Raw genomic sequence first — 23,853 nt, 5'->3', positions numbered from 1 at the left:
CGTCCGCGCAACAGTCCGGCAACCATCCGCAAGCTTGCCGCGCGCCGCTAACTTTTCGAAAAAGATTTGGCCGCAGTTTCTCCCCCGGGAATGACGAGGGAGTTTTCGGACATGAACGGTCAAGCCATCTTGGAGAATGTGCGCCGCTATCGCGGCATCGCATCGCTTTATCGCCAGACCGCTGCGTTCCGCCCGGGCCAGAGCTGGTCGCTGCTGGAGCAGGCGAGCGATTGGGAAGCGCGGGCGTTGTCGGAGCTGGAAGCCTATTTCGCGTTGCGCGCGGACTACGCCGCTCCGCTCGCAGCCTGATTGTTAACCATCGCTCACGATATGATCGTCAGATCGGGCGCGGGCACCACGAATTGTCCGCCCCAGGCGCGAACCTCCGCCAGCTGGGCGATGATCTCGTCCTTCAGATTCCAGGGCAGGATGAAGACGTAATCGGGCCTGGCCGCGATCAGGGCGGCGGGATCGCGGATCGGCAGATGCGATCCCGGAAGCAGCAGGCCCTGCTTATGCGGATTGCGGTCCACGGTGAACGGAATCAGCTCACGCGTGACGTCGCAATAATTGAGCAGCGTGTTGCCCTTCGCAGGCGCGCCATAGGCCAGCACCGTCTTGCCCGCGCGCCGCGCCGCGACGAGAAAGTCGCGGATCGTCTCGCGCTTGGCCGCCACCTTCGCCTGGAAATCACGATAGCTCGCCGGCCGGTCGAGCCCTGCCAGGGTCTCGCGCCGGCGCAAGCTCTCGAGTGCAAGCGAGGCGCTCCGAGGCGCGTTCTCGCTGCAGACATGCAGACGGAGCGAGCCGCCATGCGTCGGCAATTCGTCCACGTCGAAGACGCGCAAGGCGTGTGCGCGAAAGACCCTCTCCAGGGTCGCGAGCGAGAAGTACGACAGATGCTCGTGATAGATCGTGTCGAACTGGATGCCTTCGATCAGGTGCAACAGATGCGGAAGCTCCAGCGTGGCGCGTCCGGTCTCGGGCAGGAGAATGCGCAGGCCCGCGACGAAATAGTTGATATCAGGGACGTGCGGCAGCACGTTGTTGGCGACGATCAGCTCGGGCCTATGACCTTCGGCGCGCAGCGCGGTCGCGACGTCGCGGCCGAAATAGCAGATCCGGGTCGGAATCCCCTTGGCGATCGCAGCGGCCGCCGGACCGCTGGCCGGCTCGATGCCGAGCGCACGGATGCCGGCGCGCAGGAAATATTGCAGCAGATATCCATCGTTGCTGGCGATCTCGATCACCTCGGACGCTGCGCCGAGCTTCGCACGGACGACCATCTCGGCGGCATAGCTCTCCGCATGCCGGAGCCAGCTCTCGGAATAGGACGAATAATACAGATACTGCTCGAAGATGTTGGCCGCAGGCTCGAATTGCGGAAGCTGCGCCAGTCCGCAGGCGGGGCACACACGGGCATGCAGCGGATAGGTCGGCTCAGTCGCCTCCGCCCGCTCCGGCGGCACGAAGGAATTCGCCAAAGGCGACAGGCCGAGATCGACGAAGGTCTCATCGAGCTCCCGCGCGCAAAAGCGGCATCGATGCCTGTCCATGAACGGATCGTCCGGTTGTGCCGTCGTGCCGCGGCTGTTAGTGAATTCTCCCAAGCCACGGAAACTCCGACAACGTTGCGCATGATGCAACCCAAAAGGCGTTTCGGTGAACCGACGTTCGCAACGGCGGCGTCGCGGTGCGGGGGCCCGGGATGAAGTTCACTGCATTGGCGCTGCCAGGCGTGGTTGAAATCGGGATCGAGCCGGAGACCGACGCGCGCGGATTCTTCGCCCGGCTGTTCGACACTGAGGCCTTCGCGGCGCAGGGCCTGCCGACGCATTTCGCGCAACACAGCCTCTCGCATAACGAGCGCGCCGGCACGTTGCGCGGCCTGCACTACCAGGCCGGCCGGCCGGAGGCCAAGCTGGTGCGGTGCGTTGCCGGCCGCGCGTTCGACGTGATCGTCGATCTGCGCCGGTCGCTGCCGACCTACGGACAATGGTGCTCGGTCGAGCTCGCCGCCGGCCGTGGCAATGCCGTATTCATTCCCGCTGGATGCGCGCACGGCTTCCAGACGCTCACTGAGGGCACCGAGCTGATGTATTGCATCGATGTGCCCTATGACGCGCAAGGCGCGGCCGGCATTCGCTGGGACGATCCATCGCTCGCGATCGACTGGCCGCTTGCCGATCCTATTCTGTCCGCGCGCGACCGCGCGCTGCCGTGTCTCGCATGAGGCGGGTGTTGGTCACGGGCGCGTCCGGCTTCGTCGGTCGTGCGCTGTTGCCTGTGCTGACTGGTCGCGGCTTCGAGGTGCACGGCGTCACGCGCGCGACTCAATCGGCGGTGGCCGGTGTGACATGGCATGCGGCCGATCTCCTCACCGAAGCCGGCCGCGTACATGCGCTGTCGGCATCGCGGCCGACGCATCTCGTTCATCTCGCATGGGAGGTGCGGCCGGGCCGCTATCGCGAGGATCCCGTCAATCGGTTGTGGGCCGAGGCGAGCATTGACCTGTTGTCACGTGCGCGAGCCCGCGGCACCCAGCGCATCCTCGGCATCGGAAGCTGCCTCGAATACGGACCGCAGAGCGGCCCGTGCGAGGAGCAGGTGAGTCAATGCCGTCCCACGACACTGTACGGACAAGCCAAGCTCGCGACGGCCGAAGCCTATATCGCGGCAGGCGCCGCCTGGGGCCGCGTGTTTGTCCCGTTCGGGCCGCACGAGCCCGAGGCGCGCCTGATCCCCTCGCTGATCCGGAGCCTTCGCGCGGGACAGCATTTCGATTGCTCGCATGGCGGGCAGCTTCGCGATTTCGTCTATGTCGATGACCTCGCGCAGATGATCGCCGCCGTGCTCGACAGCGAGCTCTCCGGCGTCGTCAATCTCGCCAGTGGCGAGACGCGCAGCCTGCGCAGCGTGATCGAGCATGTCGCAGGTCTCCTCGAAGCACGCCATCTGGCCAGGTTCGGCGCCGTCGATGCAACGGGCATCGACGCCGAGCCGATCATTGCCGCCGACGTCCGCCGCCTCCGCGGCGTGACTGCAGGCGTGCCGGTCGTCGGATTCCAGGAGGGCGCCGCGCGCGATGTTGCGTGGTGGATCGACCGTCAGCCGGGGAGGGGATGACGTGCGGTCTCCTCGCAACAGGCCGGCGGCAAGCGGCACCTGTGGCAATTACGGAGTTGTCTGGCTGCCCGCCTGTGCTAGCAACGGGCCGACCGAAATCTCCCTCACGTCGGCCGGGGCAAGCGATGATCACGTTCAACCGCATCTTCACGACGGAGCGTCTGCTCCAGATCATCGTGATTCTGGCGGCGACGGTTGCCATGAAGCTGATGAGCTGAGCGCGGGCGGATCATCGTCCGCCGAACTCGGGCACGTCGGGCAGGTAGTTCGACCCTTCCGAGCCCAGAAAATCGAACATCGCCTGCGCCGGCGGCAGCAGCACCTTGTCGCTGCGGCGGATCACGTACCATTGCCGCACGATCGGCAGGCCCGCGACGTCGAGCACGATGAGTCGGCCCTCGGTCAGCTCATGCGCCACGGTGTGGGCCGAGATGAAGGCGATGCCGAGCCCGGCGATCACGGCCTGCTTGATGGTCTCGTTGCTGCTCATCTCCATGCCGATGATCGGCTCGAGGTCGGACTTCTGGAACATGCCCTCCATCAGCGTCCGCGTGCCCGAGCCGGGCTCGCGAGTGAGGAAGGTCTCGTGGACGAGGTCGGTCAGGTTGAGGCCGGAATCGTTCTCCAGCCAGTGCCCCTTGCGCGCGACGATGATGTGCGGATTGCGCCCGAGCTGGCGGACGTCGACCGTGACGTCGGCCGGTGGCCGACCCATCACCGCGAAATCGAGGTCATAGCCGTGCATGGCCTCGCGGATCTCCTCGCGGTTGCCGATGGTGAGCTTGATCTCGATCTTGGGGTACCGCTTGGAGAACGCCGCGATCGCGTGCGGCACGAAATATTTCGCGGTCGAGACCGCGCCGAGATGCACGGTGCCGCCGGTCCGCCCGGCGAGCAGGTCGAGCGCGCCCTGGCAGTCCATGATGGCGGCCTCGACCCGCTCGGCCAGCGTCAAGACCTCCTTGCCCGCCTCCGTCAGCAGCATGCCGTCGCCGGTCCGCTGCACCAGCGGCAGGCCGGCGAGATCCTGAAGCTGGCGGAGTTGCTGGGTCACGGCCGGCTGGGTCAGCCCGAGATGCCCGGACGCCGCCGTCACGCTGCCTTTGGCCGAGAGCGCCGCAAGCGAGCGCAGCTGCCGGATCGTCAGATGCCGGAGCTGGGCCGCCGCATGGCTGGGGCCATTATAAGAAAATTCTTTGACGCTCATTATGAATAGAAATTTTCCTTATTAAGCCGCCCCTGTCAATCTCCTGATGCCGGGACTGACCGTACCGACCTCCAGAGGGGAGGGAACTGGATACGGCGCCGGCAAAGGGGATGCGCAGATGACCGGGCAATTGAGGCTGGACGACCACCTTCAACGGTATTCGGAGACCGCACCTCATGCGCTCGCCGTGGCGGCCGCGGTCGATGCCATCGCGGCAGCGGCCATCGAGATCGCCGACCTGATCGCCACCGGAGATCTCGCGGACGCCTCCGGCCTGACCACCGGCCGCAACAGCGACGGCGACGTCCAGCGCGATCTCGACGTGCAGGCGGACGCGATCCTGCGCCGCTGCCTCAGCAAGCTGCCGGTCGCCGCGCTCGCCTCGGAAGAAATGCGCGAGGCCCAGATCGGCGATCGTGAGGCGAAGATCTGCATCGCGATCGATCCGCTCGACGGCTCCTCCAACATCGACATCAACATGACGGTCGGCACGATCTTCTCGATCCTGCCCGCGCCCGACGACCTCTCGCTTGCCTTCCATCAGCGCGGCTCGGCGCAGCTCGCGGCGGGCTTCGTCACCTACGGGCCGCAGACCTCCCTGGTGCTGACGCTCGGCGAAGGCGTCGACATCTTCACGCTCGATCGCAAGGCGGGTTGCTTCCGCCTCGCGCGCAGCGGCGCGCAGATCGCCGAGGCCTGCGAGGAGTTCGCGATCAACGCGTCGAATCGCCGGCACTGGGATTCGCCGGTGCGTGCCTTCGTCGACGAGTGCCTCGCCGGCGTCGACGGGCCAGCCAATCACGATTTCAACATGCGCTGGGTCGGCTCGCTGGTCGCCGAGGCCTATCGCATCCTCACCCGTGGCGGCATCTTCCTCTATCCCTCGGACGCGCGTGCCGGCTATGGCGACGGCCGCCTGCGTCTGACTTACGAAGCGCATCCGATGGCCATGATCATCGAGCAGGCCGGCGGCTCCGCCACGACGGGGCGCGAGCGCATCCTCGATCTCTCGGCGCAGAGCCTGCATCAGCGCGTGCCGCTGATCATGGGCTCGAGCAACGAGGTGCGCCGCGTCGAGGAACTGCATTGCGATCCGCTGCTGGTTGCCAGTGTCTCAGCGCCGCTGTTCGCGCGGCGCGGATTCTTCCGGCTGTAAGGAGGGCATCCGATGTCCAGGAAGCATCCGATCATCTCCATCACCGGCTCCTCCGGCGCCGGCACCACCTCGGTCAAGAAGACCTTCGAGCAGATATTTTTCCGCGAGAAGGTCAACGCGGCCTACATCGAGGGTGACGCCTTCCATCGCTACGACCGCGCCGAGATGCGCGCGCAGATGGCGAAGGAGGCCGATCGCGGCAACAAGCATTTCAGCCATTTCAGCCCCGAGACCAACCTGTTCGAGGAGCTGGAGCGCGCGTTCCGCGATTATGGCGAGACCGGCACCGCGACGACACGGCACTACGTGCATGACGCCGAGGAGTCCGCGCTGCATGGCGCGGCGCCCGGCACCTTCACCGACTGGAAGCGGCTGCCGGAGAATTCGGACCTGTTGTTCTACGAGGGCCTGCATGGCGCCGTCGTCACCGACAAGGTCAATGTCGCGCGCTATGCCGACCTCAAGATCGGCGTCGTGCCGGTCATCAATCTCGAATGGATCCAGAAGCTGCACCGCGACCGCAGTGCGCGGGGTTATTCGACCGAGGCCGTCACCGACACCATCCTGCGGCGGATGCCCGACTACATCCACTACATCTGCCCGCAATTCACCGAGACCGACATCAACTTCCAGCGCGTGCCGACGGTGGACACCTCCAATCCGTTCATCGCGCGCTGGATCCCGACGCCGGACGAGTCGATGGTGGTGATTCGCTTCAAGAACCCGCGCGGCATCGACTTCCCCTATCTGCTCTCGATGTTGCCGCAGAGCTGGATGTCCCGCGCGAACTCGATCGTGTGCCCCGGCGCAAAGCTCGATCTCGCGATGCAGCTGATCCTGACGCCGCTGATCATGCAGCTGATCGAGCGCAAGCGCAGCTTGAAGTGAACGAGGAGAGAATCCAATGAACATCTCGGTTCATGCCGAAGCCGACCTCACGGCGGTCACGCACAACGATCTCGCCAATGCCGTCCGCTTCCTCGCGGTCGACGCCATCGAGACCTCGCAGTCGGGTCATCCCGGCCTGCCCATGGGCATGGCGGATGTCGCAACCGTGCTGTTCTCGCGGTTCCTGAAGTTCGACTCGGCGCACCCCAACTGGCCGGACCGCGACCGCTTCGTGCTGTCGGCGGGCCATGGCTCGATGCTGCTCTATGCGTTGCTGCATCTGACCGGCGGCGACGTCAGCCTCGACGACATCAAGGCATTCCGGCAATGGGGCTCGAAGACGCCGGGCCATCCGGAATATGGTCACACGCCGGGCGTCGAGATGACGACGGGGCCACTGGGGCAGGGGATCGCGACCGCGGTCGGCATGGCGCTCGCCGAGCGGATGGCCAACGCGCGACATGGCGACGGCCTCGTTGATCATTTCACCTATGTGATCGCGGGTGACGGCTGCCTGATGGAGGGCCTCAGCCAGGAAGCGCTCTCGCTCGCCGGGCATCTCGGGCTTGGCCGCCTGATCGTGCTGTTCGACGACAACGGGATCTCGATCGATGGGCCCACCTCGCTGGCGACGTCCGACGACCAGCTGGCGCGTTTCGCCGCCTCCGGCTGGTCGGTGCGCAGCATCGATGGCCACGATCCCGAAGCGATTGCGCAGGCGATCGCAGAGGAGCGAGAGACCGCAAAGCCGTCGCTGATCGCCTGTCGCACCGTCATCGGCTACGGCGCGCCTGATCGGCAGGGCACGGAGAAAGCCCATGGAGCGCCGCTCGGGACCGAGCAGACGGCGGCGGCGCGCCGGACGCTGGGTTGGGACTATCAACCCTTCGTGGTGCCTGTCACGGTCCAGAAGGCGTGGCGGATGATCGGGCAACGCGGCCAGGTCGAGCGGCTCGCCTGGCTCGATCGCTATGAATGCGCGACGGCCGAGCAGCGCGACATGTTCGTCGAAGGCAAGGCGGTTGCCCTGCCGGCCGCCTACGCGCTGGCCGCGGCGAAGTTGCGCGAACGCTTTGCGTCCGAGCGTCCGAAGCTCGCGACGCGGCAGGCCTCGCAACAGGTGCTCGACGGCATCGCCGGGACGATTGCCGGCCTGGTCGGCGGCTCCGCGGACCTGACGCATTCGAACCTCACGCACGTCAAGCTGCAAGTCCCCGTCAAGCGCGGGACGTTCGCCGGCGACTACATCCACTACGGCATTCGCGAGCACGGCATGGCCGCCGCGATGAACGGCCTCGCTCTGCATGGCGGCTTCATCCCGTACGGTGGCACGTTCCTCGCGTTCTCCGATTATAGCCGGCCCGCGATCCGCCTTGCGGCCCTGATGCGGCTGCGCGTCATCCATGTGATGACCCACGATTCCATCGGCCTCGGCGAGGACGGCCCGACGCACCAGCCTGTCGAGCATCTTGCCGCGCTGCGGGTGATCCCGAACCTGCTGGTGTTCCGTCCCGCCGACGCGGTGGAGACGCTGGAAGCCTGGGATTGCGCACTCAATTCCGAAGACCGCCCCTCCGTGCTGTGCCTGTCGCGGCAGGCGTTGCCGACCTTCCGTAGCGATGCGCGCGGCAGAAACCGCGTCGCACACGGCGCCTATCTCGTCGTCTCGCCGGACGGCGGACGCGACGTGACGCTGATCGCAACCGGTTCGGAAGTCTCGATTGCACTGGAAGCCGCCCGCCTGCTTGCGACGGAGCACATTCGTGCGGCCGTGGTCTCCGCGCCTTGCTTCGCCCTGTTTGAGGAGCAGCCGAACGACTACCGCGCCACCGTGCTCGGTACCGCGCCGCGTGTCGGAATCGAGGCGGCCGTGCAGGGCGATTGGGCGCGCTGGCTCGGCGCTGAGGGCGAATTCGTCGGCATGCGCGGCTTCGGCGCCTCGGCGCCGGCGCCGGTGCTGTACCGCGAATTCGGCATCACACCGCAAAGCATTGCGGAAGCCGCCCGCCGGGCGGTCGCTCGCAAGCGACAATAAGGAGGACTTCTCGTGGCCCGTATCACACTTCGCCAACTGCTCGACCACGCGGCCAGCCATGGCTATGCGGTGCCGGCGTTCAACATCAACAATATGGAGCAGGGCATCGCGATCATGCAGGCGGCGGCCGAGGTCGACGCGCCCGTGATCATCCAGGCCTCGCGCGGCGCGCGCAGCTACGCCGGCGATCTCATGCTCTCGCACATGATCGACGCGCTGGAGCGGACCTATCCGGACATCCCGCTTTGCATGCACCAGGACCACGGCAATGACGAAGCGACCTGCGCCTCCGCCATCGCCCATGGCTTCACCTCCGTCATGATGGACGGCTCGCTCAAGGCCGACGCCAAGACGGTGGCCGATTACGATTACAACGTCGCGATCACCCGCCGCGTCGTCGATCTCGCCCACTGGGTCGGCGCCTCCGTCGAAGGCGAGCTCGGCGTGCTCGGCTCGCTCGAGCACGGCGGTGGCGAGCAGGAGGATGGCCACGGCGTCGAGGGTACGGTCAGCCACGACCAGCTCCTGACCGATCCCGACCAGGCGGTCGACTTCGTTCGTGCCACCAAGGTCGATGCGCTCGCCATCGCGATGGGCACCTCGCACGGCGCCTACAAGTTCAGCCGCAAGCCGGATGGCGACATCCTGGCGATGCGCGTGGTCGAGGAGATCCATCGCCGCTTGCCTAACACGCATCTGGTGATGCACGGCTCCTCGTCGGTGCCGCAGCCGCTGCAGGACATGTTCAACCAGTTCGGCGGCGAGATGCCGCAGACCTGGGGCGTGCCGGTCGAGGAGATCGTCCGCGGCATCAAGAGCGGCGTGCGCAAGGTCAATATCGACACCGACTGCCGCCTCGCGATGACGGCCGTGTTCCGCAAGGTCGCCGCGCAAACGCGTTCCGAGTTCGACCCGCGCAAATTCCTCAAACCGGCGATGGACGCGATGCGCGAGCTCTGTCGCGACCGTTTCGAGCAGTTCGGGACCGCGGGCCATGCCAGCAAGATCAAGGTCATTCCCTTGAGCGAGATGGCGCGGCGCTATCGCGCCGGCGAGCTCGATCCGCGCGTCGATGCCCGCGAGCCCGTTGCGGCCTAGTCAATCGGAAACAACAGAGAAAACAGCAGGAGAGAGACATGAACGCACATACCGGCACGGTCCGCGGCAAAGAGCGCTATCGCTCGGGCGTCATGGAATACAAGCGCATGGGCTATTGGGAGCCCGACTACACGCCAAAGGACACCGACGTCATCGCGCTGTTTCGCGTCACGCCCCAGGAAGGCGTTGACCCGATCGAAGCGTCCGCGGCCGTCGCCGGTGAATCTTCGACCGCGACCTGGACCGTGGTGTGGACCGATCGCCTGACCGCGGCGGAGAAATATCGCGCAAAATGCTACCGCGTCGATCCCGTGCCGGGCACGCCGGGCTCGTATTTCGCCTACATCGCCTATGACCTCGACCTGTTCGAGCCGGGTTCGATCGCGAACCTCTCGGCCTCGATCATCGGCAACGTGTTCGGCTTCAAGCCGCTCAAGGCGCTGCGGCTGGAAGACATGCGTTTCCCTGTCGCCTATGTGAAGACCTTCCAGGGACCGGCGACCGGCATCGTGGTCGAGCGCGAGCGGCTCGACAAGTTCGGCCGGCCGCTGCTGGGCGCGACCGTGAAGCCGAAGCTCGGGCTTTCAGGCCGCAACTACGGCCGCGTGGTCTACGAGGCGCTGAAGGGCGGCCTCGACTTCACCAAGGACGACGAGAACATCAACTCGCAGCCCTTCATGCACTGGCGCGATCGCTTCCTCTATTGCATGGAGGCCGTGAACCGCGCGCAGGCGGCCTCCGGCGAGGTCAAGGGCACCTACCTGAACATCACCGCGGGCACGATGGAGGACATGTACGAGCGCGCCGAGTTCGCCAAGGAGCTCGGGTCGTGCATCGTCATGATCGACCTCGTGATCGGCTACACCGCGATCCAGTCGATGGCCAAATGGGCGCGGCGCAACGACATGATCCTGCATCTGCACCGCGCCGGTCACTCGACCTATACGCGGCAGAAGAGCCATGGCGTGTCGTTCCGCGTCATCGCCAAATGGATGCGGCTCGCGGGTGTCGATCACATCCACGCCGGCACGGTGGTCGGCAAGCTGGAAGGCGACCCCAACACCACGCGCGGCTATTACGACGTCTGCCGCGAGGACTTCAACCCGACCAAGCTCGAGCATGGCCTGTTCTTCGACCAGAACTGGGCGAGCCTGAACAAGATGATGCCGGTCGCCTCCGGCGGCATCCATGCCGGCCAGATGCATCAGCTGCTCGACCTGCTCGGCGAAGACGTCGTGTTGCAGTTCGGCGGCGGCACCATCGGCCATCCCATGGGCATTGCGGCCGGTGCGATCGCCAACCGCGTGGCGCTGGAAGCGATGATCCTCGCCCGTAACGAGGGGCGCGACTACGTCCACGAAGGTCCGGAGATCCTGGCCAGGGCGGCCGAGACCTGCACGCCGCTGAAGGCTGCGCTCGAGGTCTGGAAGGACGTGACGTTCAACTATCAATCCACCGACACGCCGGACTTCGTGCCGACCGCGCTCGAAACCGTTTGAGGAGACGCAGCATGAAACTCACTCAGGGTTGCTTTTCGTTCCTGCCGGATCTCACCGACGATCAGATCTATAAGCAGGTGCAATATTGCCTCGGCAACGGCTGGGCGGTGAATATCGAATTCACCGACGATCCTCATCCCCGCAACACCTATTGGGAGATGTGGGGCCTGCCGATGTTCGACCTCCAGGACGCCGCCGGCGTGATGATGGAGCTCGCGGAGTGCCGCAGGGTGTATGGCAACAAGTACATCCGCATCAGCGGCTTCGATTCAAGCCATGGCTGGGAATCGGTGCGGATCTCCTTCCTCGTCAATAGGCCTCCGCATGAGGCGGAGTTCGAGCTGGTGCGGCAGGAAGTCGGCGGCCGCGCGATCCGTTACACCACCGTGCGCCGGCCGGCCGCGCACGCGCCAACGTAAGCCATCCGCTTCCGCGCGGAGCTCTCCCTGCTCCGCATCCTTGGCGGACCACTGCTTCGCCGCTCCCCCGCGGCGAAGCTCCTTTTCTTCGAGGTAACGATGCTGGATGTTCCCCACGCAACGACGACTGAGCCCGGCGAGACCCAATTCGATCTCCGCAAGGAAGCGGAAGCGGCCGGGATCACCGACACGCTGCAGCAGCTCGAGCAGGAGCTGATCGGATTGAAGCCGGTGAAGAACCGCGTGCGCCAGATCGCCTCTCTGCTGCTGATCGAACGCATCCGGCAGCGCGCGGGCCTGGCATCGGCTCCGCCGACGCTGCACATGTCGTTCACCGGCAATCCCGGCACCGGCAAGACGACCGTCGCGCTGCGCATGGCCAAGATCCTGCACGGGCTCGGCTTCGTGCGGCGGGGGCAGGTGATCTCGGTGACGCGCGACGATCTCGTCGGGCAATATATCGGCCACACTGCGCCGAAGACCAAGGAGATCCTGAAGAAGGCGATGGGCGGCGTGCTGTTCATCGACGAAGCCTATTATCTGCATCGCCCCGACAACGAACGCGACTACGGTCAGGAGGCCATCGAGATCCTGCTCCAGGTGATGGAGAACCAGCGCGAAGACCTCGTCGTGATCCTCGCCGGCTATGGCGAGCGCATGACGAGCTTTTTCGCGTCCAACCCCGGCTTCCGCTCGCGCATCGCCCATCACATCGAATTCCCTGATTATGCCGAAGCCGAGCTGCTCGTCATTGCCGAGCTGATGCTGAAGGAGCGGGGCTATCGCTTCTCGGCTGCGGCCCGCGAGGCGTTCGAGAAATACATCGCGCTGCGCCGGACCCAGCCGTTCTTCTCCAATGGGCGTTCGATCCGCAACGCCGTCGACCGCATCCGCTTGCGCCAGGCCGATCGCCTGGTGTCCGACCTCGACCGTATGCTCGATGTCGACGATCTCGAAACCATCGATCCCATGGACGTCCTGGCGAGCCGTGTCTTCAGCGGCGGCGCCGATGCGCGGAGTGCAAAGCCATGACCAGAGAGATCATCATCGCTCCCTCGATCCTGGCCGCGGATTTCGCGCACCTCGGCGAGGAGATCGCCGCAATCGACACGGCCGGCGCCGACTGGATCCATTGCGACGTCATGGACGGACACTTCGTGCCGAACATCAGCTTCGGTGCCGATGTCATCAAGGCGATCCGCCCGACGACGAAGAAGATATTCGACGTGCATCTCATGATCGCGCCTGTCGATCCTTATCTCGAAGCGTTCGCGAAGGCCGGGGCTGACGTCATCACGATTCATGCCGAAGCCGGCGCCCATCTCGACCGCTCGCTGCAGGCGATCCGTGCGCTCGGCAAGAAGGCCGGTGTCAGCCTGTGTCCCGCGACTCCCGAGAGCGCGATCGCCTATGTGCTCGACCGCATCGATCTCGTGCTGGTGATGACGGTCAATCCGGGATTCGGCGGCCAGTCCTTCCTCGAATCCCAGCTCGAGAAGATCGAACGGATCAAAGCCATGATCGGCGACCGGCCGATCCAGCTCGAGGTTGACGGCGGTGTCACGCGCGACAATGCCGCTGCCGTGGCGGCAGCGGGCGCTGATACGCTGGTGGCGGGCTCCGCGGTGTTTCGCGGCAAGAGCGTTGCCGAATATGCCGCGAATATCCAGGCCATCCGCGTCGCCGCCGAGACGGGCCGGGTTCCAAAGCGGCAAGATAATGCCGTGCAGCCGATGCGCCTCGGCGAAGGCGCGCGCACCCGGTAGATTACGGGCGGTCTCACTTAGGTGTTTACGCCGACGTGTCGATCGCTTGGAGGGAACCGAAATTTTCCCGCAGTCCTACGGAGAATCCGGCGCGAGTCGGCATTAGCTTTCATGCCGGGGTAACCAACGGTGTCGAAGTAGACGCGTGATTAACGGCGACGCAATGCGCCGCTCCACAATCTGTGGTTCAAGGACTGCAGAGAGCGTGGGATGCACATTCAATATCGTCACTGGAATGCTGCCCATGGTTGGCGCGGAGCGGATGCCCTGCGCGAGCCGCCCCAGCTCGTGCTCTATTTCGGCAGCCGCGAGCAACTGGTGGACGGCAAACGTTATCGCGAGCTGCGCGGTCTTTATCCCGAGAGCCATATCGTCGGCTGCAGCACCGGCGGCCAGATCCACGGCGACGACATCTGCGATGACGAAGTCATCGCGGTCGCCTTGCGCTTCGCCCATACGCAAGTGCGGTTGGTGCAGGAGGTCGTCGAGACCCGCGATGCGTCGCGGGCCTGCGGTGCGCGCCTTGCCCGCCAGGCGCTGGCGGCCGATCTGGCGGGTCTGTTTGTCCTGTCCGACGGATTGGCGGTGAACGGCGGCGAACTGCTTGCCGGAATCACCGAGGTTCTGGGGCCGGATTTGCCGGTCACCGGCGGGCTCGCCGGCGACGGCACCCGATTTGAACAGACGATCGTCGGAGCCGACGCCGAGCCGTCGCCGAACCGCGTTGCCGCAATCGCATTCTACGGCGCCTCGTTCCGCTTCGCGCATGGCTGTGCCGGCGGCTGGGACGTGTTCGGCCCGCGTCGCAAGGTGACGAAGTCGGAAGGATCCGTGGTCGTGGAACTCGACGGCGAGCCGCCGCTCGACCTCTACACCCGCTATCTCGGGGAGGAAGAAGCCGAGGCGATGCCGGGTTCGGGTCTGGCATTCCCCTTGCGCATTCACGATGAGGCCGAGCCGGACCGGCAGATCGTGCGCTCGGTGTTCGCGGTGGATCGCAATGCCCGCACCCTGACATTCGCCGCCGACATTCCGGAAGGATGCACCGCGCAATTGATGCGCGCCAATTTCGACAGTCTTGCCGCCGGCGCTGGCGAGGCCGGCCGGCAGGCGCGCAGTGCACTTGCGGAGGGCGTGGACGGCGACAAGCTTGCCATCCTGGTGAGCTGTACCGGCCGCCGCAGGGTGATGGGGCAGCGCACGCAGGACGAGCTGGATGCCGTTGCCGCCGAGCTCGGCGAGGACGTCGTCCGGATCGGGTTCTACTCCTATGGCGAGATCGCTCCGCCGGCCGCGTCCGGCCGCTGCGAGCTGCACAACCAGACCATGACCGTCACCGTCATCGCGGAGGCGGCAGCTTGACCATGCACCGGCTGCTCGCAAGACAGATCCGCCAGTCGACGGACGAGTCCGGACAGGTCGACCTGACCAAGCTCTGCGAGCTCGTCGGTGCGGCCTACGAGGAGGGCGATCGCGATCGCCGCCGCACCGACCGTGCAATGAAGCTGATGATCGAGGAACTCGAACAGACGCACAAGCGCGCCGAACAGGATCTGCTGCGGGCGCGCGAATTCCTCGACAGCATCATCGAGAGCATCCCGATCGCGGTGTTTGCCAAGGATGCGAAGGATTCCCGCTACGTCCTGCTCAATCGCGCCGGCGAAGAGTATTACGGAATGCCGCGCGAGGCGATGCTGGGCAAGACTCCGCAGCAGATCTTTCCGGACCATATCGCCCGCGTCGTCAACGAGCAGGATCGCCGCGTCGTCGACAGCGGCGCGCCGATGTTCCTGGAGGGGCATCTGCTCGAGGTCGGCGTGAAGGGCCGCGATCGTCTCGTCAATTCGCGCAAGCTGCTGGTCAGGGACGGCAGCGGCGCGCCGCAATACCTGGTCGGCGTGATCGAGGACGTCACCGAGAGGATCACCAACGAGGCGCGGATCAGCCATCTTGCGCATCATGATGCGTTGACCGACCTGCCGAACCGCAGCGCCTTCAACGCCGTGCTCGGCGAACGGCTGGAGCGGGCGCAGGAGGCGGCGACCAGTTTTGCCGTGCTCAGCCTCGATCTCGACCGCTTCAAGGAAGTCAACGACGTGTTCGGCCACCCCGTCGGCGATCTGCTGATGCGGGCGGCGGCGGACCGGCTTGCCGAGGAAGCCGACGGCGCCTTCGTCGCCCGTATCGGCGGCGACGAATTCATGATCCTGATGCCCGACGACATCAGCCGCGATGACGTTCTGGCGCTCGCCGAACGCCTGGTCGAGACCATCGGCCAGGAGCTGGAGGTCGACGACTATCTCTCCCATGTCGGCCTCAGCGTCGGCATCGCGTTTTATCCGGACGACGGCGTGAATGCCGCCACGCTGCTCGCCAACGCCGACTCGGCGCTCTACCGTGCCAAGCGCGAGGGCAGGGGCCGGGTGCGCTTCTTCGAATCCGAGATGGACCAGGAGCTGCGCGACCGCAGGCTGTTGCAGCACGACCTGCGACTGGCGCTGGAGCAGAACCAGTTCCTGGTCTACTTCCAGCCGCAGGCGCGGGTGGATGGCGAGGTCATCGGCTTCGAGGCTCTGCTGCGCTGGAACCATCCGACCCGCGGCTTCGTGCCGCCGGACCAGTTCATTCCGCTCGCCGAGGAGAACGGGCTGATCGTCCAGATCGGCGAATGGGTCTTGCGCGAAGCGTGCCGCGAGGCGGCTTCCTGGCCGCGGCCGCTGCAGGTGGCCGTCAACCTGTCGCCGATCCAGTTCCAGGCCGGCGATCTCGAACGTTCGATCCACCAGATCCTGCTGGAGACGGGGCTGACGCCGACGCGGCTCGAGGTCGAGATCACCGAGGGCGTGCTGATCGGCGATTTCACCCGCGCGCTCAATCTGCTGCGGCGGCTGAAGGCGCTCGGCATCCGCATCGCGATGGACGATTTCGGCACCGGCTATTCCTCGCTGTCCTATCTCCAGTCGTTCCCGTTCGACAAGATCAAGATCGATCGCAGCTTCATCTCCAATCTCGAGGCGACGCCGCAATCGGCCGAGATCGTCCGCGCGGTCCTGAGTCTCGCGCACGCCCTGCGTATCCCGGTCATTGCCGAGGGGGTGGAGACGGAAGCGCAGCGTGCCTTCCTGGCGCGGGAGGCCTGCGAGGAGATGCAGGGCTATCTGGTCGGTCGGCCCGCCCTGATCGAGCGCTATCTTGACCTGGTCGGCGTGACCGTGGAGCGCCGGCTCTACGCCTAGCCTTCGGGTCCAAGGCGCGGTTCATTTGGAACTTTGGCCCGGACATATATTTCCTAGCAGCGAGCCGAGGCTAGGCGCAGCAAATCTTTTGCACAACCGCCATCGGCCTGACGCAAATCGGGGCAATAAGCCCAGTGAATGCGAGGGAGGGTCTCATGGAGAACGTACGTCGCTACCGGGCGCTGGCGTCCCTCTGTCGTCAGCAGGCGGCCTACCGGCCGCTTCAGAACTGGGAACTCCTCGGCCAGGCCGAACATTTCGAATATCTCGCCGAGGTCGAGCTCAAGGCGCATTTCGACGCGTGCAATGTGCAGCACGACGAGGGCGACGCCGTACCCGCGACGTGGGAGACCCCGGTCGCGGCGTGATGGCGCCGGGCCGGCCCGGCTCAATGCGACATCAGCGTCGGGACCGTCATGGCCTGCAGCATGGCGCGGGTGACGCCGCCGAGAACGCGCTCCTGCAACCGCGAATGGCCGTAGCCGCCCATCACCAGGAGATCGAGGCCCTCGTCGGCCGCCAGCGACAGGATGGTCGGCTGGATGTCGGCGCGCGTCGCCGACAGGCCGACCGTGCGGGTCGACAGTCCGCGCCGGCCGAGATGTCTTGCCAGACCGTTCGCTGAAGCTTCGTCGGAGACCGCATCGGCCTCGTTGATGGTGATGATCACGATCTCATCGGCGCGCGCCAGGAACGGTGCGGCATCGTGCACGGCGCGGGCCGCGAGGCGGCTGCCGTCCCAGCAGATGCCGATCCGGTTCGCCTTGAAAGCTCCATGGAAGGTGTAGGGCAGGAACAGCACCGGGCCGCCGGCCTGGAACAGGATCTCGCGCGGCACGTCGTTGTCGAACGAGCCCTGCGCCGGATCTGGCTGAAGCACGACGCTGAGGTCGTGCAACCGTGCCATCTCGCCGAGCGAGCCGGCCGCGTCTACCGGGATCGCGCCGAGCGCGCGGCAGCCGTAGGAGATGCCGGCGTTCGCCGCTTCGATGCCAAACACCGCCAGCGCGGCCTCGGCCCGCTCTACCGCGCGCTCGCGTTCCAGTTCGAACACGGCCGCGACCGCAGCGCCGCCCTCCATCACGTAAGCCGCACTGGTCGCAACATAGCCGATCGCGACTGCGTCGAGATGGGCGTTGAACCGCGCCGCGAGCGAAATCGAGCCTTCGATCGCGCAGCGCATGGGGCGTTCGGTGGGGATGTGGACGAGAATGTCTTTGTACATGGCGCGCCTCCGATGAACATCATCCGGTGGCCGCATTTTTTCACTGCCCGAAGGACCCGCGTTGAGCTGTATCAAATGCGCAGGGACGACTTTCCCGGGGCCCGCGCATTCTTTGCGAAGATTTAATCGGATGGACGGGACGTCGTAAGGTGACGATGGCCATGTTGGAGGCAAGGCGACACCTTATCCAACATGGACATTTCGACATGAACGATCGCGTCAATTCCGACACCACGTCCCGCAAGATCCTGAGGCCGCGCCGGCTTGCGCTGCTCGGCACCGTGGCCGCGCTCGGCGTGGCCGTGCTGGCGGCTGCTCCCGGCTCTTCGCCGTTCGGTCCGAGCTCCTTCATTACCCCGGCCCAGGCCGCCGAATCCGCCGCGACGCCGCCGGGCTTTGGTGACCTCGTCAGTAAGGTCAAACCCGCGGTCATCTCGGTGCGGGTCAAGATCGACCAGGACAACGACAAGAGCGCGATGCTGCAGCAGAACCGGATGGATCAGGACGAGGACACCCCGTTCGACCAGTTCTCGCGGCAGTTCGGCTTCCGTGGCCCGGGCGGCATGAACGGCATGCCGCGCCAGCGCCATCAGATGATCACGGGCGAAGGCTCCGGCTTCTTCATCTCCGCCGACGGCTATGCCGTGACCAACAACCACGTCGTCGACCACGCCGAGTCGGTGCAGGTGACCATGGATGACGGCACGAGCTACACCGCCAAGGTCGTCGGCACCGATCCGAAGACCGATCTCGCGCTGATCAAGGTCGACGGCAAGAAGGACTTCCCGTTCGTCAAATTCTCCGACCAGAAGCCGCGCATCGGCGACTGGGTGGTCGCGGTCGGCAACCCCTTCGGCCTCGGCGGCACCGTGACTGCCGGCATCGTCTCTGCCAGTGGCCGCGACATCGGCAACGGCCCCTATGACGACTTCATCCAGATCGATGCGCCCATCAACAAGGGCAATTCCGGCGGCCCGGCCTTCGACATGAGCGGCAACGTGATCGGCGTGAACACTGCGATCTTCTCGCCCTCCGGCGGCTCGGTCGGCATCGGCTTCGACATTCCGGCCTCGACCGCAAAGCTCGTCGTCGCGCAGCTGAAGGACAAGGGCGCGGTGACCCGTGGCTGGCTCGGCGTGCAAGTGCAGCCGGTCACCGCCGAGATTGCCGACAGCCTCGGGCTGAAGGAGGCGCGCGGTGCGATCGTCGACAGTCCGCAGGATGGCAGCCCGGCGGCCAAGGCCGGCATCGAGGCGGGCGATGTCATCACCGCCGTCAACGGCACCGCGATCAAGGACTCCCGCGACCTCGCCCGCACGATCGCGACTCTTGCGCCTGGCAGCTCAGTGAAGCTCGACGTCTTCCACAAAGGCGACAGCAAAACGGTGACGCTCGCGCTCGGCGAACTGCCGAACGAACGGCAGGCCAAGGCCGATGTTGGCAAGGACCAGCCGGGCTCCGGCACGCCGCGCCTCGGTCTTGCTTTGGCTCCGGCCGGTGACGTCCAGGGCGCTGGCCAGAAGGGCGTTGTCGTCACCGAAGTCGATCCGCAAGGGCCGGCGGCGCAGCGCGGCATCCAGACCGGCGACGTCATCCTCAACGTCGGCGGCAAGGCCGTCGCCAATGTCGGCGACGTCCGCTCGGAGTTGGCGCAGGCCAAATCGTCCGGCAAGCGTAGCGTGTTGTTGCAGGTCAGAAGCGCGCAGGCGACCCGCTTCGTCGCGGTACCACTCGCCTGAGGCGAACGCCGATCGGCATGGATCAAGAAAGGCGGCCCTCGAGGCCGCCTTTTTCGTTCGCCTTCAGGACTCCCGGGAGGCAATCGATAACATTCTCGTTAACGGCAGCGACGATGACGCGGTTCGTCCGAAAAAGCCGTGTTCGCTCATCAAAGTTCCGACTCGTGCAGGTCGCCGGCGGCAACGATGCCACCGGGACCAGTTGCAAGCGTGGAACTTCGAACTTGCCGCCGGTTTCCGGAACTGGCCGCTGGTTCGCATTTGATCGGTGCCGACATGGATCGATTGAAGCTCTCGCTGAGGAGGGCGCTACTCGTGGCGCCATTCGTGCTCTGGGGCGGAAACGCTCTCGGGCGGGACGACGGCCGCTACGCGGACTCACCCCTGAAGCCATGGTTCGACAGCCTGCGCAGCCACCTTGGTCCGTGCTGTTCGGATGCGGATGGTTTTGCCGTCGCCGATCCCGACTGGGAGTCGCATAACGGGCATTATCGCGTGCGTCTCGACGGCGAGTGGATCGAGGTGCCGGACGAAGCCGTCATCACCGAGCCGAACCGCGCCGGCCGCACCATGGTGTGGCCGGTGAAGACCGCGTTCGGCGTTTCGATCCGCTGCTTCATGCCGGGCAGCATGATCTGACACAGGCCAACGGTCAGCGCTTGCTGGATTTGCGCTTCGACGATTTCTTGGTTGTCCTCTTCTTGGTCGTCCTCTTCTTGGAGGTCTTCTTGGACGTCTTCTTGGAGGTCTTCTTGGCGGCCTTCTTCGGGACCTTCTTCCCCTTCTTGCGTGCCTTCGACAGTCCGATCGCGATCGCCTGCTTGCGACTCTTCACACGTCCGCCACGGCCTTTGCGACCGCTCTTGGCGGTGCCCTTCTTGTAGCGGCGCATCTCGCTCTCGACATCGCTGCCGGCGCTGCGCGAGTAGCTGCGCTTCTTTGCCTTGCGTGCCATGCATGTTCTCCCTTGGCCGGGGAGAACCATTCGACACGGGCATGGTTCCGAAGGACGCGGACAGTGTTCCAGGCGCAGCCTAGAAGGAATTCGCCAGCTCGATCTCGGCTTCCAGCACCTGGATACGACGTGCGGCCTCGCTGAAGGACAGATCGCGCGCATATTGCGCGGGCTGATACGCTTCTTCGCTTAGCCGTTTCAACCTCAGCCCCTGCGTCCGTGTCATCTGCTCGGCGAGGAAAACCCTGGCGTCGTATTTGCCCTGAACCTGCATGTCGCTTCTCCGTCCTGAAATCGTGACTTGACTATATGTTCTTATTTTGTTCTAACAAGCCATGGACAACAGAATTAATGAAATTCGACGTAAAATCAGCGCCTTGAGGGTTGAGATGGCCGGCGTCGAGGCCTCCGTGCGGTATCTCATCAACGGCGACCGCGATTGCGTCCAGCAAGCCCTGGCGCAGATGGATTTGCGCCGGAAGGTCAATTTGCTGATCGGCGAATGGAAGGCTGCTGGCGGCGGCGATGTCCTGCCTGACGTTCGCGACCGGGTGCGCCTTCGTCTCGTGAAGACAGCCGTCGGTCCCGAGCGCGCGAGCACGCGGCGCTGACACCTTTTGGGGGGGCGCCGTGGAGGAGGACCCGGACACTTACCGGATCTTGAGGTTGCGCGCCGAGATTCTCGAATTGGGCTCGGCCATCCGGCAATTGCAGCGTGCGGGGCTCGACGATGCTGCGGCCCAACTTCTGATCGGACGCAAGCGGGCGCAGCTCGAGCAACTCGTGAAGACGAATGCTGCGAGCCGCCCGCTCAACTCTGAAACGCGTCGCCCGTAACGAGCTGACGCCGGCGCTCGACGATGTGGCGCTCGATTGCCGATCCCGCATCAAGAAAAAAAGCCCCGCGTCGCCGCGGGGCTTTTGATGTCATGTCGGCCTGAGCTCACTTGGTATTGCTCATGCCCTTGCTGCTCTTGTTCGTCATGGTGCCGCCCTGGTCCGAGCCGGGACCGGAGCCGCCCTGGCCGGAAGGATCCGCGCCCTTCGAGGCCTTGGTGTTGGCGCCCGTGGTCTGCGAGGACGACATCGATGATCCGTGTTTGGCCTTGTGCGACTTGGCCTGTGCGGCGAGCGGCGCGGCGGCGAGGCCGGTGGCCAACATTGCGGTGAGAACGAGTTTTGCCGTTGTCATGCGGGGAACTCCCTGAGTTAAATTGACGCAGGCAGCCAACCGCCATTTGCCGAAGGAGTTCCCGACAAACGCATCTGCCGGGCCGCACGCACGCTTCAAGATTGCTTGTCCTCTGCGAGGATGAACACGACGCCGGTGAGTGTCGCGCCGATCGCGAACGTCGTCACCAATGTGAGGGCGAAGACGATTGCGGCCTGGCTTCCGCCATGATCGAGCAGCTTGGCGACGGCGGGATTGGACAGGATCAGCGTGAGGCTGAAGGCGAGGCCGAGGGCTGCGCCCATCATCGCATGCGTCATCAGCTTGATGAGGCCGGTGGGAGAGATCAGGTCCGACGACTTTTTTGCGCGCATGGGAACCGCATCCCGAACTGACATGCAAACGCGGGCCATATTCGCCGGTTCCAAACGCATGAAGGAATTGTCATCACCGGCTTCATCCGACGTTCATGCCGGGCCTGCGAGGATGAGCGTCAGCAAAACGGGAACATTCGATATGGGTAAGGTAGTCTTTCTTTACCGCTCGCTGGCCTATCGCAACGCGGCTGCGGACATGCTGCGCAAGGCCCGCAAACTGCCGCGCGGTGCGGAGCGAAGTGCGGCCCGCCGCTACGCGAGGGCGCTACGCGACCTCGCTCAAACGGAAGCCTGGCTCGAAGGACGCCTCGCCGAGGAAGCGCGGCCGCCGCGGCAAACCAGGATGGCGGCGTCGGGCTAAAGCATGATCCGGAAAAGTGCGCAGCGGTTTTCCGAAAAGATCATGCTCAAACAACAAACCAAAGCGCGATGACGCTTCATCCTGATCGCATCGCGCTTTAGCCCGAGGCGCGTTGCAATTCGGCTGAGCTGGGGGCGTCGAATTTTCCGGGGGCGGCCGTCGCCGTCTTGCGTGTCAGCGGCACCTTGAGGCGGCACAACAGTCCTTCGGCTCGCCAATCGAATTGCGCCTGTCCACCGAGCTGGGACTCGACGCTCGCAAGCAGGCTCCGCGTGCCGAAGCCGCGCGATTTCGGCGTCATGACGAGCGGACCGCCGGATTCCTCCCAGCTCAGCGTCAGCAGCTGGTCCTCGACCTGCCAGCCGATCGTGAGCCGTCCCGACCTGGTCGAGAGTGCGCCATACTTGGCCGAGTTGGTAAAGAGCTCGTGCAGCGCGAGCGCCAGCGTCTGGGCCGTCGCCGGCAGCAACTGGACCTCCGGACCCGCCAATATGATCTGGCCGCCGAGCGAATAGGGCGCAAGCTCCTCGTCGATCAGCTTGGAGAGCTCCGCGCCCTGCCAGCTCGACAGCGACAGGATGGTGTGCACGCGCGCCAGCGCATTGATGCGTCCTTCGACGGCGCTGACATAGGCCTTGACCTCGTCGGCGCGGGTGAGGCGGACGATCGACTGCGCCAGCGCCAGAGCATTCTTGGCGCGGTGATCGACTTCCCGCGCCAGCAAATTCTGCCGTTCCTCGGCTCGCTTGCGTTCGGTGATGTCCACGGTGACACCGCTCACGCGCACGACGCGACCGCTGTCGTCGACCGTCGCGGCCGCCGTGCCGACGCACCAGCGCACCTCGCCGTCGGGCCGCACAATGCGGAACTCGGTCTCATAGGCACGCGTGCCCTTGTTGAATTCGGCGATCGCCTTGCGCAACTGATCGACGTCGTCGGGATGCAACAGCGCCTGGACGTTGGCCGGATTGACCTCGAAGCTCTCCGGGCCGACGCCAAAGATGCGATATTGCCCCTCGTCCCACATCCAGTCGCCGCTGATCCAGTCCCAATCCCAGGAACCCATCTTGCCGGCCGCGATGGCCATGCTGCGCCGCTGCTCGCTTTCGCGCAGCTTCGCGGTGGAGTTCTCCAGTTCCGCCGTGCGTGCGCGGACGCGATCCTCGAGCTCCTGATTCAGCCGTTCCAGCTCGCGGGTCTTGCGGTAGAGCTCGGCAAACACCTTGATCTTGGCGCGCAGCACCTCCGGCACGACCGGGACCGGCACGTAGTCGACCGCCCCCATCTCGTAGCCGCGCAGCCGGTCGATGTCGCTGACCTGGATGGCGGAGATGAAGATCATCGCGGTCTTCTGGAAGCGCGGATGCTCGCGGATCATCGCGGCAAGCTCGAAGCCGTCGAGCTCGGGCATGCAGACGTCGACCAGGATCACCGCGATCTCGGTCTTGAGCAGCACCTCCAGCGCCTCGCGTCCGGACGAAGCGACCACGAGGTTCTCGCCGAGTTCCTTCAGGATCACCTCATAGGCGAGCAGCTTGGCCGGCTGGTCGTCGACGAGGAGGATGTTGACCTTTTCGTGGTCCATTCGCGGATCC

The 23,853-nt window shown here is 65.2% G+C and carries 27 protein-coding genes; 19 read left to right on the top strand and 8 right to left on the bottom strand.

What is annotated here, in order from left to right; all coding sequences use genetic code 11:
• Positions 1–111: 111 nt before the first annotated feature.
• A complete protein-coding gene (locus GDN70_RS29425; protein ID WP_028144073.1) occupies positions 112–309 on the top strand; it encodes a hypothetical protein in 198 nt (65 codons plus the stop codon).
• Between the two features lie 14 nt (positions 310–323).
• Here GDN70_RS29425 and GDN70_RS29420 read toward each other — a convergent pair whose 3' ends face one another.
• Positions 324–1,556, bottom strand: a complete 1,233-nt coding sequence (locus GDN70_RS29420) for a class I SAM-dependent methyltransferase (RefSeq protein WP_038951135.1) — start codon at positions 1,554–1,556, stop codon at positions 324–326.
• A 152-nt stretch (positions 1,557–1,708) separates the two neighbouring features.
• On the opposite strand from GDN70_RS29420, the gene rfbC reads away from it, so the two are divergent.
• Positions 1,709–2,233 carry a dTDP-4-dehydrorhamnose 3,5-epimerase gene (rfbC, locus tag GDN70_RS29415; RefSeq protein WP_152103362.1) on the top strand — a complete coding sequence of 175 codons (525 nt, stop codon included), beginning with the start codon at positions 1,709–1,711 and terminating at the stop codon, positions 2,231–2,233.
• Positions 2,230–3,126: an NAD(P)-dependent oxidoreductase gene (locus tag GDN70_RS29410; RefSeq protein WP_028144070.1), complete on the top strand. Its 897-nt coding sequence runs from the start codon at positions 2,230–2,232 to the stop codon at positions 3,124–3,126. Before rfbC ends, GDN70_RS29410 begins: the two co-directional genes overlap by 4 nt.
• A 229-nt stretch (positions 3,127–3,355) precedes the next feature.
• Here GDN70_RS29410 and GDN70_RS29405 read toward each other — a convergent pair whose 3' ends face one another.
• Positions 3,356–4,333: a LysR family transcriptional regulator gene (locus GDN70_RS29405; protein ID WP_028144069.1), complete on the bottom strand. Its 978-nt coding sequence runs from the start codon at positions 4,331–4,333 to the stop codon at positions 3,356–3,358.
• 118 nt (positions 4,334–4,451) lie between these two features.
• On the opposite strand from GDN70_RS29405, the gene GDN70_RS29400 reads away from it, so the two are divergent.
• From GDN70_RS29400 to GDN70_RS29350, 11 genes are all read left to right on the top strand, one after another.
• Complete coding sequence (locus GDN70_RS29400) at positions 4,452–5,489, top strand: class 1 fructose-bisphosphatase (protein ID WP_038972649.1); 1,038 nt, start codon at positions 4,452–4,454, stop codon at positions 5,487–5,489.
• 12 nt (positions 5,490–5,501) lie between these two features.
• Entirely contained in the window at positions 5,502–6,377 is an 876-nt protein-coding gene (locus GDN70_RS29395) for a phosphoribulokinase (protein WP_018321765.1), read from the top strand.
• Positions 6,378–6,393: 16 nt separating this feature from the next.
• Complete coding sequence (tkt, locus tag GDN70_RS29390; RefSeq protein ID WP_152103361.1) at positions 6,394–8,412, top strand: transketolase; 2,019 nt, start codon at positions 6,394–6,396, stop codon at positions 8,410–8,412.
• Positions 8,413–8,424: 12 nt separating this feature from the next.
• Positions 8,425–9,510, top strand: a complete 1,086-nt coding sequence (gene fba / locus GDN70_RS29385) for a class II fructose-bisphosphate aldolase (RefSeq protein WP_152103360.1) — start codon at positions 8,425–8,427, stop codon at positions 9,508–9,510.
• Between the two features lie 38 nt (positions 9,511–9,548).
• Positions 9,549–11,009, top strand: coding sequence for a form I ribulose bisphosphate carboxylase large subunit (locus GDN70_RS29380; RefSeq protein ID WP_028144065.1), 1,461 nt, complete (start codon positions 9,549–9,551; stop codon positions 11,007–11,009).
• 11 nt (positions 11,010–11,020) lie between these two features.
• Complete coding sequence (locus tag GDN70_RS29375) at positions 11,021–11,428, top strand: ribulose bisphosphate carboxylase small subunit (protein ID WP_028144064.1); 408 nt, start codon at positions 11,021–11,023, stop codon at positions 11,426–11,428.
• Between the two features lie 99 nt (positions 11,429–11,527).
• Positions 11,528–12,460 carry a CbbX protein gene (cbbX, locus tag GDN70_RS29370; protein ID WP_097668741.1) on the top strand — a complete coding sequence of 311 codons (933 nt, stop codon included), beginning with the start codon at positions 11,528–11,530 and terminating at the stop codon, positions 12,458–12,460.
• Positions 12,457–13,194, top strand: a complete 738-nt coding sequence (gene rpe / locus GDN70_RS29365) for a ribulose-phosphate 3-epimerase (protein WP_152103359.1) — start codon at positions 12,457–12,459, stop codon at positions 13,192–13,194. The genes cbbX and rpe overlap by 4 nt, the downstream gene beginning before the upstream one ends.
• 210 nt (positions 13,195–13,404) lie before the next feature.
• Positions 13,405–14,556, top strand: coding sequence for an FIST signal transduction protein (locus GDN70_RS29360; RefSeq protein WP_097668740.1), 1,152 nt, complete (start codon positions 13,405–13,407; stop codon positions 14,554–14,556).
• Between the two features lie 2 nt (positions 14,557–14,558).
• A complete protein-coding gene (locus GDN70_RS29355) occupies positions 14,559–16,430 on the top strand; it encodes a bifunctional diguanylate cyclase/phosphodiesterase (protein WP_240536467.1) in 1,872 nt (623 codons plus the stop codon).
• A 155-nt stretch (positions 16,431–16,585) separates the two neighbouring features.
• Positions 16,586–16,798, top strand: coding sequence for a hypothetical protein (locus GDN70_RS29350; protein ID WP_038951145.1), 213 nt, complete (start codon positions 16,586–16,588; stop codon positions 16,796–16,798).
• 20 nt (positions 16,799–16,818) lie between these two features.
• Here GDN70_RS29350 and GDN70_RS29345 read toward each other — a convergent pair whose 3' ends face one another.
• Entirely contained in the window at positions 16,819–17,655 is an 837-nt protein-coding gene (locus GDN70_RS29345; RefSeq protein ID WP_028144058.1) for a universal stress protein, read from the bottom strand.
• 206 nt (positions 17,656–17,861) lie between these two features.
• Here GDN70_RS29345 and GDN70_RS29340 point away from each other — a divergent pair, with 206 nt between their 5' ends.
• A complete protein-coding gene (locus GDN70_RS29340) occupies positions 17,862–19,394 on the top strand; it encodes a Do family serine endopeptidase (RefSeq protein WP_028144057.1) in 1,533 nt (510 codons plus the stop codon).
• A gap of 276 nt (positions 19,395–19,670) precedes the next feature.
• Positions 19,671–20,033 (top strand): hypothetical protein, encoded by a 363-nt coding sequence (locus tag GDN70_RS29335; RefSeq protein WP_028144056.1) that lies wholly within the window; start codon positions 19,671–19,673, stop codon positions 20,031–20,033.
• A gap of 13 nt (positions 20,034–20,046) precedes the next feature.
• Here GDN70_RS29335 and GDN70_RS29330 read toward each other — a convergent pair whose 3' ends face one another.
• Together GDN70_RS29330 and GDN70_RS29325 are read right to left on the bottom strand one after the other, a co-directional pair.
• Positions 20,047–20,349 carry a DUF6496 domain-containing protein gene (locus tag GDN70_RS29330; RefSeq protein WP_028144055.1) on the bottom strand — a complete coding sequence of 101 codons (303 nt, stop codon included), beginning with the start codon at positions 20,347–20,349 and terminating at the stop codon, positions 20,047–20,049.
• Between the two features lie 79 nt (positions 20,350–20,428).
• A complete protein-coding gene (locus GDN70_RS29325) occupies positions 20,429–20,623 on the bottom strand; it encodes a DUF3072 domain-containing protein (RefSeq protein ID WP_018321749.1) in 195 nt (64 codons plus the stop codon).
• A gap of 115 nt (positions 20,624–20,738) precedes the next feature.
• On the opposite strand from GDN70_RS29325, the gene GDN70_RS29320 reads away from it, so the two are divergent.
• Complete coding sequence (locus GDN70_RS29320) at positions 20,739–20,960, top strand: hypothetical protein (protein ID WP_028144053.1); 222 nt, start codon at positions 20,739–20,741, stop codon at positions 20,958–20,960.
• A gap of 19 nt (positions 20,961–20,979) precedes the next feature.
• Positions 20,980–21,186 carry a hypothetical protein gene (locus GDN70_RS29315; protein WP_028144052.1) on the top strand — a complete coding sequence of 69 codons (207 nt, stop codon included), beginning with the start codon at positions 20,980–20,982 and terminating at the stop codon, positions 21,184–21,186.
• Between the two features lie 106 nt (positions 21,187–21,292).
• Here the strand turns inward: GDN70_RS29315 and GDN70_RS29310 are convergent, their stop codons facing one another.
• A complete protein-coding gene (locus GDN70_RS29310) occupies positions 21,293–21,541 on the bottom strand; it encodes a hypothetical protein (protein WP_038972655.1) in 249 nt (82 codons plus the stop codon).
• Positions 21,542–21,636: 95 nt separating this feature from the next.
• Positions 21,637–21,894: a hypothetical protein gene (locus GDN70_RS29305; protein ID WP_038972656.1), complete on the bottom strand. Its 258-nt coding sequence runs from the start codon at positions 21,892–21,894 to the stop codon at positions 21,637–21,639.
• A gap of 142 nt (positions 21,895–22,036) precedes the next feature.
• On the opposite strand from GDN70_RS29305, the gene GDN70_RS29300 reads away from it, so the two are divergent.
• Positions 22,037–22,258 (top strand): hypothetical protein, encoded by a 222-nt coding sequence (locus tag GDN70_RS29300; protein ID WP_028144049.1) that lies wholly within the window; start codon positions 22,037–22,039, stop codon positions 22,256–22,258.
• A 97-nt stretch (positions 22,259–22,355) separates the two neighbouring features.
• Here the strand turns inward: GDN70_RS29300 and GDN70_RS29295 are convergent, their stop codons facing one another.
• Positions 22,356–23,843, bottom strand: coding sequence for an HWE histidine kinase domain-containing protein (locus GDN70_RS29295; protein WP_028144048.1), 1,488 nt, complete (start codon positions 23,841–23,843; stop codon positions 22,356–22,358).
• Positions 23,844–23,853 lie beyond the last annotated feature (10 nt).

Source organism: Bradyrhizobium sp. TM102, from assembly GCF_009176685.1.
In the GTDB taxonomy this organism is placed as follows: domain Bacteria; phylum Pseudomonadota; class Alphaproteobacteria; order Rhizobiales; family Xanthobacteraceae; genus Bradyrhizobium; species Bradyrhizobium ottawaense.
The sequence above is the reverse complement of the archived record's forward strand: the minus strand, read 5'-3'. Positions and strand labels throughout refer to the sequence as shown.